Source organism: Pseudomonas sp. MWU12-2345, assembly GCF_023242385.1.
In the GTDB taxonomy this organism is placed as follows: Bacteria; Pseudomonadota; Gammaproteobacteria; order Pseudomonadales; family Pseudomonadaceae; genus Aquipseudomonas; species Aquipseudomonas gingeri_D.
This window is the reverse complement of sequence record NZ_JALLJA010000008.1, coordinates 46,547-61,265: the sequence shown is the minus strand read 5'-3', so window position 1 is coordinate 61,265 and position 14,719 is coordinate 46,547. Positions and strand designations below refer to the sequence as shown.

Genomic DNA, 14,719 nt, shown 5'->3' with positions numbered 1-14,719 from the left:
TTCACAGCCTTGACCGTGCGTCCAAGTTACTGGAAACAAGCAATTACAATTTTTTATTAAAGGGAATGACTCGCAAAGACGGCGGAAGAACGACGTATCGCTGACGTCAAAGATCGCGATCCTCGACAACCGCGGCGCAACATACGCAGACAATCAATGCGAGGAAGAATAGGTGCTCGGTCCTGGGGGGGTTAACGCCCAAGCGAAGCGGCATAGGCATGTAAATCCTGTGGAGCCATGTCATAGGCCCGGCGAAATGCGCGCGTAAAACTCGACGCATTGTTAAACCCCAGTCCGAAGGCAATATCCTTCACCGCCAGATGCGGAAAGCGGACCAGATCACTGGCCGCCGCGCGCAGCCTGCGGCTGCGGATATAGGCAGCCAGGCCACCTTCATGCGCAAACAAGCTGTAGACGCTGGCGCGCGACAGATGCAATTGCTGCAAGACCCTTTCGGGCGATAAATCAGGGTCGTGCAAATGCGCCTCGACATAACGCCGCACCTGTCCATATACGGCTGCGCGCACCGCCGCGCGGGCGTTGCCGCAAAGCCCCGCCTGCTGGCTGAAAGCCGTGGCCAGCAACTGAATCCCCGTGCGAAAGGCGCTATCCGCTTCGTCCTTGCTCAGACCGACGATCTGTTGATTGAGTGTCACCAGATGCGCAACCAGCATCCGTGTCAACGGCGTGGTCGCCTCAACCCGTCGACCATGCAGAGAGGCGGCATCGGGAAAAACCTCTTCCACCAATGCACGCGGCACGAAAAATATCAGCATTCGGCCATGAAAACTCCGGACAGTGCATGGCTGGCCCAGGTCCTGCACCAGAATGCTCGGCGCCGAGGGCCGGTGCGTATCGAGCCAATGCTCGTAACCCTTCATATGGGCGGGCGTTCCATCCAGGAACAGGCTGAAAGAGAGATCGCAGACGCTCTCCGTCGACACGCGCCCAAGTGAGCGCTCGGCCACATTCGGGCTGGTGTGAATGTCGAAGAAGCTCAGATTACCGATCGAGTAACGGCAAAGCGAAGCCGCGAAGCCGTCCTCATCCTTTGCCGATGAAGGACGAAGATCGTAGACCGGGTCCATCCGTTCCTGCCAGGCCAGAAAGCTCAGGTTGGCATCGCCGTGCACGCTGAAATGGCTGCAAATAATGCCGGGCGCGAGGAGGGGTCGCTCCGGCGGCAACAGCAGACGTTTTTCCGGCACGCCATCCACCGCTCTATCAGTCATTCGTCAATCTTCGTGGACGGTATCGGGAAACCGTATCAACGCGAACAGGCTGATACATAAGGTGGCCAGCAGGTACCAGGCGGGCGCCATTGGGTTACCGGTCACGCCGATCAACCAGGTCACGATAAAGGGTGAAAAACCGCCGAAAGTCGCCACGCCCAAACCGTAAATGATGGAAATGCCGGTGGCCCGGTGGTGACGCGCAAAAGCTTCGAGCATCATCACCGAACTGGGCCCGGTATTGGTTAAAGCCAGTGCGACATAGCCCATGATAATGAGCAAGGAGGCAATCTCTCCGACGCCATGCGTCAACGCCAGGAACGCGGGGTAGACCAGCAGGATGCAGCCGGTCAGCAGCAGGTACTGGATCGGCTTGCGGCGGGGTTGTCGATCGGAAATAGCGCCCAGCAACGGCGTGCCCAGGAAAATGACCGTGCTGGCGAGACAGGCGCACAGCAGACTGAAGATAGGTGGCAGATGCAATACCGTCACCAGGTAAGTCGGCATGTAAAACACCATGATATAAGCACTGGCCGAGGGCCCCGCCATCGACAGTATCCCGAACCACAGCGCGCGCGGATGCTGTGTGAACATGCTCTTGAGCGAGGGGCGATAGGTTGCCTGCGTCGGGCGCTCTGTCATTTGCCGTCGCAGATACCATCCCACCGGCCCGATCAGCATTCCCAGTATGAAAGGGATGCGCCAGCCCCAAAGCTGCATGTCCTCGGACGTCAGCAGCGCTGTGGTGCAGGCGCCGATCAATGCACCGGCCAGCGCGGCCAGTCCCTGGCCGGTGCCCCGCCAACTGGTCAGATAACAGCGTCGGCCCTTATCGGCCAATTCCATCAAGGCCGCCGTGGAGACGCCGATCTCCCCGCCCGCCGCGAAGCCCTGCATCAGCCTTGCCAGCACCATGAGCAGCGGTGCCGCCCAGCCAATGGACGCGTATGACGGGGTGAATGCGATGATGCCGGTGCCCAGCGTCATCAATGTGATCGAGAGCGTCAGTCCCGCCTTGCGCCCCTTGCGATCCGCCAGATTACCGATGAGCAGCGCCCCCAGCGGACGCATGATGAAACCGACGCCGAATGTGGCAAGCGACAGCAGCAGCGATACGAGGAGGCTGCCCGATGGAAAAAAGAGTTTGCCGATGATGACAGCGGAAAAACTGTACACCGTAAAATCGTAGGTGATCAAACCGTTGCCAATGGCAACCGCCCAGATGATGCGCCTTGACTGTTTGTCGGCGCTCACGGCATTTTCAGCGACAGGCATGGGGGCTGAGACGGGAAGCATGGTTATTTTGGCCTTCGGTTATCGAGCAAAATCCATGCCCAATTCAGCAAAATCCATGCCAGGGAATTCAAAGCGCTGTCCGAGTCTCAAAATAGAAACTGGCCGTGATATTTCGCACTGAGCCGACAACAATGACCATTTTTTTATTGTGCCCGCGGATGCCATACACATCCGACACGCTGATCCGGCCACAAGGTCGGAGCGCCGCGACGCAGGCTCGCATTATTAATCCGAAGTGCCTGCCGCCGTCAATTTCGTCACACGCCCGCGTATCGATTCATCCTTGAGTTCGATGCGACAAGCGTTGCAGGAATCGAATAGGCCGCGTTGACTCGCGGCTTTTTATGGGCGGGGCATCGACCCGCCATGCGTGACTAGAATAGATACCCCATATAGATCGCCGCACTACCACCAGCCTGTACGCCAGCGTTCATGCCGGCCATGACTACCGCGCCCTTGGCCGACTGCAGCAACTGCCGGTTGACCGTGGCGGAGGCAATGAGCGAGGTCGCCGGGTTGGAACTCACCGCCGCCGCCAACGCCAGCAGCTTGGGATCAAGCCCGAACAACAGGGCCGTGGCCGAACCGCCGACCACCAGACCCGCCGCCACCTCGGTATACAGGCAAGGCCCGGTGATATCGTCATCGGTCAGGTCACGACTGAGCAAGGCGTCGCTGACAAACACCTTGCCGGTACTGGGAAAAGCCTCCGCCGCACCGGCTGCCCCCACGCTCTTGCCCTTGAGCTGGATATTGATCTTGCCGATACGCGGCAGGCGCGCGCCAAATCCGACACCCGCCCCGACGCCACCGTAGCGGTAGCTGACGTCCTTGCCCTGGGGCGAACGCAGGATGATCGAACCGCCACTGCCGGCCAACAGGGCCACGCTCAGACCGCCGCCACTGGCGGTCTGATACTGCCAGCGACTTTCATTGACCGGGATCGGGATGTTGTAGCTCATACGTTCAAAGTCCTTTAAGTGAATGAACCGCACCACGACCGCGCTGACGGATACCCCTTGTCAGGCCGGCAATGATGAACACCAGACCGATACCAGCCAGTACCCCGGGAGTGCCCCACAGTGCGGCCGGGTCATCGATAACGGCGCTACTGGCCGGCTGCTCGGGCAGGTAATACACCCGTACCCTCTGATCCTTCTGGTAGCCGAAAATAAACCCGCCCTGGGGGTAGGAGATCTTTTCACCACCGCTGGCGGTGAAGGCAATTTCAGGATGTGAACCACCGGCATTCAAGTGGCTGACGATGCCATCGGCGGTTTGTGCGTGGGCGAGGAATTCGCGTCGATCAAGGGTGAGATTGACGGCAATGCCCAACAAGACGATACCGATCAGGGCAAAGAGCAGACCCTGCAATATCTTCCCGAGGCGTGACGGGGTGGAGTTAGCCATGGCTTCTCTCGGTATTCGTCCATGAAAGAGGATGGTCAGGATAGCAAGAAACCTTCGGGAAGTGCTTTGTACAGCACGACGGGTGAGGCATGTTCGAGTATTGCGACGTGCTGACCGAAGCAAGGAAAGTATTGAGAATCCCAGGACTGACTGAGCTGTAATGAGCTTTATTGAACAGTAATGAGCCGTAATGAGCCGTAACGAGCTATAACTCGCGCCTGGAGGGCAACCGTTACTCCTTGCTCGCCACCGAGGAGTTGTTCAAGAGTGGCGCTACCGGCTGACGATGAAGCAGACCGAGAACTGGATCAGTGCCGGTCGCCCTTTGCAGGGTTAAGCATGCGTGCAAGTGAGATCGACCAGTTGCCGAGTGCACCTACAGCGCAATCAAGCCAGCGCCACTTCCACCCTGTTGCGCCCAGCTGACTTGCCCTCGTAGAGCGCGCGATCGGCCCGCGCAATAGCGTTACTCAGCGCCTCCTGGGCCCGATATTGGGTAATGCCGATGGACAGGGTCACGCTGACTTTATGACCGTCACTGTCAATCACCAGCGCCTGGATCGCCTTGCGTATGCGCTCCGCGCTTACAGCCGCCTGATCAAGATCGGTTTCCGGCAATACCGCCAGAAACTCTTCGCCACCCCAGCGCCCGATAAAATCCTGTTCGCGCATTGAGTGCTTGAGTACCAGGCTCACCGCATCAAGCACCCGGTCGCCGATATCGTGGCCGTACTGATCATTGACGTGCTTGAAGTGGTCGATATCCATCAACATCAAGGTCAGGTTGCTGGGGCATCGATGGTGCCGCGCCAGTTCCTTCTCGGTCAGCGCAATCATGTGCCGGCGGTTGAACAGGCCGGTCAAGGAATCTGTCGTTGCCATCCGCGCCAGGCTCCTGTGGGCACGGGTCACCGTGACCACATAGAACAGCGCCAGATAGCTGAACATGCAGAACACCACGGTCAGGTTGAAAATGTGCACACCCAATAGGGCATTGGAGGAAATGGGTTGCAGGGGCTGGATGTACCACATGAGCACATCCAGCCCCACATAGTAGGCCCACAGGCAAGCCGCGAGGATCCAGGCGCTACGGGCACGCATGGTCACGAACAGGGGCGGAATGAACATCAGCAGGAAATAATGGAAGCCGCTTTCCCAGCCAATCAGTACCGTTCCCAACCCTGCGTGCACCAGCACTTCAGCGCGGATCAGCAGGATCGCCAGCCGATTGCGCCGCTGGCTGAACGCGCGATAGGCGTAGACATACATGGCCACGCTGATCACGTTGACCCAGGCCAGGATGGGTGAACCCAGCATGAGAAAAATGAAGAGAAAAGCGACGTCCACGGCACCAGCCAGCTGGCAGCAACGCATGGAAAGCTGCCAGAACTCGGGACGCGCATAACTCTTGTGCTGGTTTTCCGGGGAAGTCCCTGACATCAAACCTGTCACCTCAGGTTCCGGTTATGATTCCCGGTCCCTATGTAGGTTGACTACCTGATAGCCGACAGCTAAGTAGAGCCTGAAGTGTAGTGAATCGCCCGGGGATCGGCCAGCCCAAAAATGGCACATTGCCTCTATGATTTGAAGCGCCCCACCAAGCCGTTCAATTCATTCGAGAGGTGCGAAAGCCGGCCCGAGTCTTCCTGTGCGGAACTGGCCAGGCTTTCGACCAATCGCGCCTCGTCGTAGATCTGCTGGATATGCCGATTGATCTCCTCGGCCACGCTGTGCTGCTCTTCCGCCGCTGCCGATATCTGCAGGTTCTGATCGCGGATTTCATTCACCGACTGCTGGATGCCTTCAAAGCTGTCACGGGCACTCTCGATCGAGGACACACTGGCGCGCGACAGGTCCAGGCAGCTTTCCATCTTCTGCGACACTTCTTGGGTCTTGCTGCCGAGCGTACCGAGCAACTGGTCGATTTCCCCGGTGGAGTCGGACGTGCGCTTGGCCAGGGCCCTGACCTCATCCGCGACCACGGCAAAACCCCGCCCCTGGTCACCTGCCCTGGCCGCCTCGATCGCCGCGTTCAGCGCCAACAGATTGGTCTGCTCGGCGATGGCGCGAATGGTGCCGAGAATCTGGTTGATATTGCGGCTACCCTCCTCCAGCTCAACCATGGCCTGGGAAGACTCGGTCAAGCGCCGGCCCAGGCGGCCGACGTTCTGGGTGGTCAATTCGATCTGCTGTTTGCCCTCGGCCACACGCTGGTGTCCGCTCTCGGCGGAGTCGGCGGCCGTGCTGCATGAACGGGCCACTTCGTTGGCGGTGGCGACCATTTCGTTGAAAGCCGTGGACACCAACTCCACCGCTTCACGCTGGCGACCGGCCGCCTGGTTCATGTTGTCGGCCACTTCGCTGTTGACCCGCGAGGCGTCCTGCAAATTGGTCGAAGCGGCGCCGATACGCTGGATCAACTGGCGTATCGCGGCGAGAAACTTGTTGAACCAGCCGGCCAGCTCCGCGGTTTCGTCCTTGCCCTGCACCTCGAGATCACGGCGCAGATCGCCCTCGCCCTCGGCAATCGACTGCAACCCCGTGCTGACCTGGCCGATCGGCTTGACGATGACCCTGGCGAACGCCGCGGCGAGCAGCGCAAAGAGCAACACCAGCACGACCACAATCACCGCCGTCACATAGGTCATGCGCGTAGCCGCGCCCATGACTTCGTTGTACTCGATCAAACCGACATAACGCCAACCCAGGCCGGGGGATGTCCAGACATTGGCCATGTACCTGACCCCATTGATTTCCACCTCGGTGGAACCTTGCGCGGTGGCGGCCAGTTTGGCGTAGGGCTCGCCCAGATCCTTGAGCTGCTTGAAGCTGTGCGCGGCGTCACGGGGGTCGACCAGCACGGTGCCGTCTTCGATCAGCATCACGTAGCCGCTTTCGCCGAGCTTGATGCTTTTGACCAGCTCGGTGAGGTTTTTCAGCGAAACGCTGACGACAAACACACCCTTGGCCTTGCCGGCGTCATCGAGCATTGCCCGGGCAGTGCCGACCAGCGCCACCGCGTCCTTGTCATAGTAGTAAGCGGGGGTTCGCACCGTTTTGCCGGGGCTGGCCATGGCGGCCTTGTACCAGGGGCGCGAACGCGGGTCGTAGTTCGATAGCTGCGGGTCGTCCGGCCATTTGGCGTAGCTGCCATCTTCCAGGCCGATGGACAGGATGGCGGCGGCCGGGTGGGTCGCGCCATAACGGGCGAACGCATCGATCACCTGGCGAGCGGCCGCTGGCAGAGGATGGCTGGCGGCATCCGCGGTTTCATAGTGCTTCAGGCTGTCGACCGATGTGTATACAGGATCAACCGCCATTTGATCGACGTTCTGCTGAGATCCATCGAAAAACTGCCGGATATTGCCGTCGATCTGGCGTATTTCACGGGTGCTGCCGTCGATAAACTGATCGACGGCCTGAGCCCGTATATTCAGCACCGATATCACTGCCACAAGGCTCACCGGGATAAAGGCGACCAATACAAAGGCAAGGACAAGCTTGTTTTTTATTTTCATTACGACAATCACCATCCGCGCAAGTGGGGTGCGAATGGCCAGACTACACGGGCAAATAGCGATTTGCCACCCAACCTGGATCAGATGACCAGATACAATATCCGCCGATTTTTCGTATACAAAAATATAAAATATTGTACCAATCGTTAGCGAAGACCTACCGTTTGACCAAGACCGGCCGCCCCTTTTCGAGCGATCCGGCCCTTCAGGCTCAAACTTTTCTGGTCTTCGGCAACAACACCGCCAACACCCCGAACAATGGCAGGAACGAGCACATCGTGTACACGTACTCGATGCCGTGAATATCCGCCAGATGCCCCAGCAACGCCGCGCCGATCCCGCCAAAGCCGAACATCAAACCGAAGAACACCCCGGCGATCATCCCGACATTGCCCGGCACCAGTTCCTGGGCGAACACCACAATGGCCGAGAAGGCCGACGCCAGGATAAAGCCGATAACCACACTCAGCACCGTGGTCCAGAACAGGTCCACATAGGGCAGCATCAAGGTGAACGGCGCCACGCCCAGGATCGAGAACCAGATCACCGCCTTGCGCCCGATCTTGTCGCCAATCGGCCCGCCGGCAAAGGTCCCCGCCGCCACCGCGCCGAGAAACAGGAACAGGTGCAGTTGCGAGCTGGCCACCGACAGCTGGAATTTCTCAATCAGGTAAAAGGTGAAGTAGCTGGTGAAGCTGGCCATGTAGAAATACTTGGAGAACACCAGCAAGCCGAGCACCACCAGCGCCCCGATCACCCGATGCTTCGACAACCCGTGAGTGGCCTTCTGGCCCTGCTTGAGCTTGAAAAGATTCAGGTGCGCGCGGTACCAGCGACTGATCCCGTAGAGCACGCCCAGGGCAAACAGCGCGAACAGGCCGAACCAGGCGATATGGCCCTGGCCGAACGGAATGATGATCGCCGCCGCCAGCAACGGGCCAAAGGCGGAACCGGCATTACCGCCGACCTGGAAACTCGACTGCGCCAGCCCATAACGCCCACCCGAGGCCAGGCGGGCGACCCGCGAAGCTTCCGGGTGGAAGGTCGAGGAGCCAACACCGATCAAGGCCGACGCCAGCAGGATCAACGGGAAACTGCCGACCTGGGACAGCATCAGAATCCCGATCAGCGTGCTGATCATCCCCATCGGCAACAGCAAGGGCTTGGGATGACGGTCGGTATAAAAGCCGACCCAGGGCTGCAACAAGGAAGCCGTCACCTGGAAGGTCAGGGTAATCAGCCCGACCTGGGTAAAGGTCAGGCCATAGTTGGCCTTGAGCATTGGATAGATCGACGGCAAGACCGACTGGATCAGATCGTTGATCAGGTGCGCCAGTGCCACGGCACCGATCACGCGCATCACCAACGGGCTGGTTTGCGGCGCTGTCGCCGTCGAGATCGAAGCGCTGGACGTTTCAGAAAGGGCCATGAAGTGATTCCGTAACACGGATGGATGCACAGTTGCAGGTGCAGCAATGTGCCATTTTTCGGTGCACTCACGCCAGATACTTGCAGAGCTAACAATCGGTTTTTTCCCGATGAAATGGCTGATAGCGTAACGCCATTGGTCTGAATCTTGCGTGCTCTGAGTGCTTACAGCACGCCCCCTTACAAAGGGAGCCGAGAATGGGAAGTTTCGCTACAACGGCTAACCTACACCGCCTCACAGCCGGACTTCCGAAGTATCTAATGACGGCACCCGTTACGATCGCACCAAAATCGTGCGCGGCGCCCTGAGGAGTAGTCGACCATGCACGCTTTTTTATCACCGGGGATTCGACTGCTGGGCCACTTCGGGTTCGCCCGCAAGTTTCAGGTACTGTTCCTGTTGTTCATCGTCCCACTGATGGGCAGCCTGTACCTGATCGGCCAGGATTATCGCAGCAAGCTGGCACTGATCACTGAAGAGCGCGCCGGCGTCCATCAACTGCTCTCCCTCGATTCACTGGACAACCTGCTGGAGGCCCAGCGTGATCGTGCCGCCCGTTGGCGCGCCACGGAAACCAACCGGCAGCCGACACCCGCCACCCTGGCGGCCATGGCAACACTGGACAAGGCCCAACCGGAGATCGACCAGGCCGTCGAGGCACTGGGCAAGACCCTGCAAAACGAAGGTGCCGATGCCGACACCCTGAAGCGCTACCAGATCCTCCAAGCCGCCCTGAGCGGCCTCGACTCCGCCAGCCTGAGCAAGGTCGGCTGGTGGCCGGACGGCTACGATCGTTTCACCAGCGCCTTGAGTGCATTGCAAGCGTTGCGCGAACAAATCGCCATGGACAGTCGCCTGATCCTCGCCCCCTGGATGGAAACCTACCTGCTCACGCAAATCGCCACCCAGCATGCGCCGGACCTGATCGAACGGGTCGGCCGGCTGGCCAGTGTCGGCCAGGCCTCCGTGGTCTCGGGCCAGTTCAGCCTGCAAAGCCGCCTGCAATTGAAGGACCTGCGTAGTCGTATCGGCGATGCCCGGGACCAGTTGACCAAGACCGGCAACCTGCTGGAAAGCCGTCTGCCGGCGGAGCTGAAAAGCTGGGCCGAGCGTTACCATGCCAGCCTGACGCACCTGGACGAGGGCCTCAAGGTGCTCGACGACGGCATGTTCGGTGGCAGCATCACCCTCAAGCCCGATGGCTTCGAACAGGCCCTGGACAAAATGCTGGGTGAGCTCGCCAGCTTGCGCCAGGACAGCCTCACCTCCCTCGACAGTCGCCTGGACTATTACCACGGCGCGGCCATCCGCCAGTTCAGCCTGTTGGCGGCGATCTTCGGTTGCCTGCTGCTGGCAGCGCTGTACCTGTTCGTCTGCCTGCAAGCCTCGATCCGCCGTAGTGCCAGCGGTATCACCTTGCTGGCCGAATCCCTGCGCGACGGCAACCTCTGCTTGCAAGTGCCGGTGGAGGGGCGTGACGAACTCGCGGCCATCAGCACCGCGTTGAACGTCGCCGTGGTGCAACTGCGTACCAGCCTGCAGGGGGTCGACCATGAAACCCTGCAACTGAGCGCGGCCGTGCGCACCCTCAACACCCACTCCAGCGGTGCCCTCAGCGAGGTCGAGACGCAACAGGCGCAGATCAGCCAGATCGCCGCGGCGGCCACCCAACTGGCGGCCACCTCCCAGGGCGTGGCGCAGAGTTGCGAACAGGCTTCCGGCAGTGCCCAGAACACCCAGCGCATTGCCTCGGAAAGCAGCCGCGACAGCCAGCGCACCACCGCCAGCATCCAGCAGTTGAATCAACGCCTCAACGAAACGGCAGCCGCATTGGGCCGGGTCAGCGAGCAGGGCCAGCAGATCCAGCTGGTGGTCGACACCATTCGTGGCGTGGCCGAACAGACCAACCTGCTGGCCCTGAACGCCGCTATCGAAGCGGCGCGGGCCGGCGAGCAAGGGCGGGGCTTTGCGGTGGTGGCGGATGAGGTGCGCAGCCTGTCGCAGCGCACGCAATCGTCCACCGCGCAGATCGCCAGCACCGTCGACAGCCTGCGCTCCACGGTCAGCCAGGCGGTGACCTTGATGGAAGCGGCCTGTATCCAGGCCGAGACCGACGCCCAATCGGTGACCGGACTGGGTCAGCGCCTGGTGGAAATCGCCGGCGCGGTGCAGACCGTCACCGACACCCTGGCGCAGATCGCCACGGCGGTGGACGAACAGGCGAGCACGGCGGATGAGGTCAGCGGCAATATCCAGCAAATCGACCAGGCGGCCGTACGGCTGCTGGAAGGGGCTCGCGCGGTTAACCGCGCGGCGGACAGCCTGAGCGAAGGCAGCAAGGCTCTGAGCGACAATACCGGGCGTTTCCGCCTGAGTTGAGACGGCGTTGGCCCGCGGTTTTCACCGTCGGGCCTTAACCGGTTGATAGCGCAGAGAAAATTTTCAGATATTTGCTTGACACAATAGCGTTACCGGCGAATAATGCGCGCCACTTGGCTACATAGCTCAGTTGGTTAGAGCATAGCATTCATAATGCTGGGGTCCGGGGTTCAAGTCCCTGTGTAGCCACCAAGTACTAAAAACGGCTTACCGAAAGGTAGGCCGTTTTTTTATGCCTGGAGAAAAGTGCCAGGCCGGGCAAGCCGCTCCCGATCTCAAAAAGGCAGGTCTCGGCGGCCTGAAAAAGCCGTGCGTCCCTGGAAAGCCCGCCCGGGATAAATGGCAGGGATTTGCCGCCCAAGACTGACTGGATAAGCGCCGACTCGAGGTAAATCATACGGTAGCGAAAGCCGGCTTCGGTACAGGTGTCACTGGCCATGGTAACTTTATTACCTTCGAGACAGGACCTCCAGTTCAACCATGAAAATGCCCGACATCGACGCTATCCAGGCGTTTGTCCTGGTCGCGGAGCTCAAGAGCTTCACCCGCGCCGCTGATGTTATAGGCGGCACCCAGGCAGCTATCAGCCTGAAGATAAAGCGGCTGGAAGAAACCCTGGGGCGCAAGCTGCTGGAACGCACGCCGCGGCGGGTAACGCTATCTGCCCATGGGCAGACTTTCTTGGCCAGCGCACGGCATTTGCTGGATAACTACCAGCAAGCGCTGAACTGCTTCGGCAAGCAGAAACGCACCCTGCGGGTCGGCGTCAGCCATCACATTGTCGGGGCCGATCTCACCCTATGGCTGCGACGTATGGCGAACACCGACCCGGAGGTTATCGTCGCCTTCAGCCTGGGCACTTCCCGGGACATGCTGGAGAACTACGAGCAGGGCAAGCTGGATGTGGCCTTGATCCTGAGGCACGACAACCGACGCCAGGACGGTGAGGTGATTGGCGCGGCACGATTTAGCTGGATGGCTGCACGCGACTTCGAACTGCCGCCCGGAGCACCTTTACCCCTGGCGATACAACCGGCGCCCTGTGGCATGCGGTGCATGGTGATGGCGGTGCTACAAACACAGAATCGCCCTTGGGAAGAGGTCTTTGTCGGCAGCGGGATTCTGGCCATCGGCGCAGCCGTCGCCGCCGGCATCGGAATAGGCGCGATGGTCGGGCGCATGGCTCCAAACGGCTGCGTCGACGCGGCACAGCGGATCGACCTGCCGCCCCTGCCCTCTCGCGAAATCGTGCTCTACACCGCGCAGCGCGACGCCCAGGCGCAAGCGCTGATCAGTACTTTGAGCGCAGACATTTCAAATGGTTGAGCTAGAAGAATAAGCGCCCAGTCAAGGCCATCATCATCGTCAGGCTCAGCAAACCCAGGCTGACGAGGACGAATGCCGCGAGATGTACAAGTACGATCATGAGCGACCGCATTCGATACTGTTCCATATTGGCTTCCTTGGTGGGCTCCAGAAGCAGCAGTATGGGGAGGGGGATAGTGCGTGAAACAGACGTCGCGGGCTATTTCAGTGATAACCAAGTACTAAAAACGACTTACCGAAAGGTAGGCCGTTTTTTATGCCTGGAGAAAAGTGATGAGCAAGGAAGGCAAAAACAAAAGGCCCGGAACGGGGCCTGGCTTGGCAAGGTTCAGGATTTATGGGTGAATGAATTTTGCTGCAGTGAAGGCAAGCCCCGCGAGAACAGCTGAGATTTGTACGAAGCGCCAAGTCAAGTCACTGACGACTTTTTGAACGTCAGTAGAGATTGAGCCGCGCAGAGCCTCCACATCCGACTTGGTTGCCATGTTTTTCTCAACGTTGTCGAGTTTTGTCTCGACGCGAGCAAACCGTTCCCTGATCTCAGGGATTGCTTTCTCCAGTGCGGCTACGCGCGCTTCCATGGGGTGATCTCCAGGCGGTTCCTCACCACCAGTATTGCTCGAACCCTCTTTCTTGTCATCCCAGCGACCAGAAACGACATCACCCATTTTCTTTCTCCATGGCAGACAAGCCCTCCACAACTTTTTTAACGCTGGTGTAAGCCATGTAGCCGCAGCTTGGGCACTCCATCGAGAATGTTGGATGCGCCACTCGCTCAGAAAACAAATCCTCTGGTGACATCCCATCCATCCTGGTGATCATCATGCAGGACTCAACGCCCATTCCCAGGGACTTGTCGATATAGAAATTCCACTCTCCATCGTGGGGGCATACCGGACAAGAGCTTGAGCGGCCAACCTTTACCAGAAAGCTTATGAATTGGTTCAACGTGATCCGCCATTCCTTTGGTATAGAGTCGTTGTCTTCCAACCTTCACTCCTCAGTAAATCGCCTGATTTTTGACCACTTCACCGCAATGACTGGACGGATAGCCCTCATCCAACCAAGCGCTCTTACTCTATCCCCCGGCGCTTTTCCTCGACCTGCAAGACACATCTCTTTTCATCGTCTGAAATTTCCTAGAAACTTCCGACCTGTTGCGCCTGCCGATTTCGCTGGCTAGCCTTGAGTCGTCACTGCCAAATGCAGTGATCGGGTTTAGCAGCTCGGATTCGATTGGCGCACAGCGCCCCCTTTAGTCAGGCGCTTTTTATTGCCTGCCTTTTATGGTGGCTGTGCGCAGGGCACCTTCGGGTGCGCCGGGTTCTCCAATCGACCGGTCTGCTAACCTGCGTACAGCTGCCACCCCAAAATCGTTTAGCAGCGATGGTGTCGGCTCCAACCGATTTGATTGGAGATTCATCATGTTCAAGGTAACGCCCAATCCACCCGCCTCATTCGGCATGGAAACCATCGACCCACAAGCTGTCGACCGCGCCCTGGCTCACTACATACAGCCAGAAGGCCACGCACCAAGGTCTCCCGGTTCGATAGCACCGCACAAATGCCCGGCCACCTCCCAAAGCCGCGAAGACGCCCTGGTCAACGCCAGCTCGATCCTCGACTCCGCTGCCGCCACCGCCTATGAAAATGCTGACAACCTCACAGGTGCCAACCGCAAGGTGGCGATGGGTATCGTGCATCTGATCGAGCTGGCACAGCGGCAGGTAGACTCTGTGATTGAAGAAATAGCCGTGCCGGGCTGACAGAGCAGTGCGATGGGGGAGCCTGGCTAAATGCCCTCTCCTTTTTGCCATCCAAAAGCCCTTGCTATTAGCCCCACAAAAAGCCCAGGGCGCCCGTAATGCTCTGGGGCTTTGACCTTGTCCCTGAAAAACGTATTCCTTGCCAGCCAGCGCCCAACGTCGCCGCAAGGATATGGCATGGCTAAGCCCAAGGCAGATCGCGCAAAGCATGCGCTAGCGGCCTATTTGTCTAATTGATTTATCTATTTAAATGAGTTGGCCGCCTGTTTCCTGATTATTTAGATTATCGAATTCCCCGCACAAAAAACCAGCACCGACACCGCGCTGACACGGATCGTGGCGGTGTTCGGCGTGGTGAAGCGT

The 14,719-nt window shown here is 59.1% G+C and carries 13 protein-coding genes, 1 tRNA gene and 1 pseudogene; 5 read left to right on the top strand and 10 right to left on the bottom strand.

Annotated elements, in window-relative coordinates:
- Positions 1–191: 191 nt before the first annotated feature.
- From M5C71_RS17170 to M5C71_RS17145, 6 genes are all read right to left on the bottom strand, one after another.
- The gene (locus M5C71_RS17170; RefSeq protein WP_248768351.1) at positions 192–1,232 is read right to left on the bottom strand and encodes a helix-turn-helix domain-containing protein; all 1,041 of its coding nucleotides are present in this window, start codon (positions 1,230–1,232) and stop codon (positions 192–194) included.
- A gap of 3 nt (positions 1,233–1,235) precedes the next feature.
- Complete coding sequence (locus tag M5C71_RS17165) at positions 1,236–2,486, bottom strand: MFS transporter (protein WP_248768350.1); 1,251 nt, start codon at positions 2,484–2,486, stop codon at positions 1,236–1,238.
- Between the two features lie 416 nt (positions 2,487–2,902).
- Positions 2,903–3,490 carry a hypothetical protein gene (locus tag M5C71_RS17160; RefSeq protein ID WP_248768349.1) on the bottom strand — a complete coding sequence of 196 codons (588 nt, stop codon included), beginning with the start codon at positions 3,488–3,490 and terminating at the stop codon, positions 2,903–2,905.
- A 4-nt stretch (positions 3,491–3,494) separates the two neighbouring features.
- On the bottom strand, positions 3,495–3,938 hold the full coding sequence (locus tag M5C71_RS17155; RefSeq protein ID WP_248768348.1) for a DUF3592 domain-containing protein: 444 nt from the start codon (positions 3,936–3,938) through the stop codon (positions 3,495–3,497).
- A gap of 387 nt (positions 3,939–4,325) precedes the next feature.
- On the bottom strand, positions 4,326–5,378 hold the full coding sequence (locus M5C71_RS17150; RefSeq protein WP_248746742.1) for a GGDEF domain-containing protein: 1,053 nt from the start codon (positions 5,376–5,378) through the stop codon (positions 4,326–4,328).
- Between the two features lie 137 nt (positions 5,379–5,515).
- Positions 5,516–7,375 carry a methyl-accepting chemotaxis protein gene (locus tag M5C71_RS17145; protein ID WP_247263317.1) on the bottom strand — a complete coding sequence of 620 codons (1,860 nt, stop codon included), beginning with the start codon at positions 7,373–7,375 and terminating at the stop codon, positions 5,516–5,518.
- Between M5C71_RS17145 and M5C71_RS17140 the strand changes: the two genes are divergently transcribed.
- Positions 7,259–7,606 (top strand): hypothetical protein, encoded by a 348-nt coding sequence (locus tag M5C71_RS17140; protein ID WP_247263320.1) that lies wholly within the window; start codon positions 7,259–7,261, stop codon positions 7,604–7,606. The genes M5C71_RS17145 and M5C71_RS17140 overlap by 117 nt on opposite strands.
- 61 nt (positions 7,607–7,667) lie before the next feature.
- Here the strand turns inward: M5C71_RS17140 and M5C71_RS17135 are convergent, their stop codons facing one another.
- Positions 7,668–8,885: an MFS transporter gene (locus tag M5C71_RS17135; protein WP_103496906.1), complete on the bottom strand. Its 1,218-nt coding sequence runs from the start codon at positions 8,883–8,885 to the stop codon at positions 7,668–7,670.
- Between the two features lie 321 nt (positions 8,886–9,206).
- Between M5C71_RS17135 and M5C71_RS17130 the strand changes: the two genes are divergently transcribed.
- Both M5C71_RS17130 and M5C71_RS17125 read left to right on the top strand, forming a co-directional pair.
- The gene (locus M5C71_RS17130; RefSeq protein ID WP_248746741.1) at positions 9,207–11,264 is read left to right on the top strand and encodes a methyl-accepting chemotaxis protein; all 2,058 of its coding nucleotides are present in this window, start codon (positions 9,207–9,209) and stop codon (positions 11,262–11,264) included.
- Between the two features lie 115 nt (positions 11,265–11,379).
- Positions 11,380–11,456 (top strand) — tRNA-Met (locus tag M5C71_RS17125).
- Positions 11,457–11,553: 97 nt separating this feature from the next.
- On the opposite strand, the pseudogene M5C71_RS17120 reads toward M5C71_RS17125, so the two are convergent.
- Positions 11,554–11,685: pseudogene (locus M5C71_RS17120) on the bottom strand (AraC family transcriptional regulator); the annotation flags it as partial.
- Between the two features lie 59 nt (positions 11,686–11,744).
- Here M5C71_RS17120 and M5C71_RS17115 point away from each other — a divergent pair.
- On the top strand, positions 11,745–12,590 hold the full coding sequence (locus tag M5C71_RS17115) for a LysR family transcriptional regulator (RefSeq protein ID WP_248768347.1): 846 nt from the start codon (positions 11,745–11,747) through the stop codon (positions 12,588–12,590).
- Positions 12,591–12,925: 335 nt separating this feature from the next.
- On the opposite strand, the gene M5C71_RS17110 is transcribed toward M5C71_RS17115, so the two are convergent.
- Both M5C71_RS17110 and M5C71_RS17105 read right to left on the bottom strand, forming a co-directional pair.
- The gene (locus tag M5C71_RS17110) at positions 12,926–13,258 is read right to left on the bottom strand and encodes a hypothetical protein (protein WP_248768346.1); all 333 of its coding nucleotides are present in this window, start codon (positions 13,256–13,258) and stop codon (positions 12,926–12,928) included.
- The gene (locus tag M5C71_RS17105; protein WP_103496931.1) at positions 13,251–13,580 is read right to left on the bottom strand and encodes a hypothetical protein; all 330 of its coding nucleotides are present in this window, start codon (positions 13,578–13,580) and stop codon (positions 13,251–13,253) included. The genes M5C71_RS17110 and M5C71_RS17105 overlap by 8 nt, the downstream gene beginning before the upstream one ends.
- A 434-nt stretch (positions 13,581–14,014) precedes the next feature.
- Here M5C71_RS17105 and M5C71_RS17100 point away from each other — a divergent pair, with 434 nt between their 5' ends.
- Positions 14,015–14,356 carry a hypothetical protein gene (locus tag M5C71_RS17100; RefSeq protein WP_248768345.1) on the top strand — a complete coding sequence of 114 codons (342 nt, stop codon included), beginning with the start codon at positions 14,015–14,017 and terminating at the stop codon, positions 14,354–14,356.
- Positions 14,357–14,719: the final 363 nt, after the last annotated feature.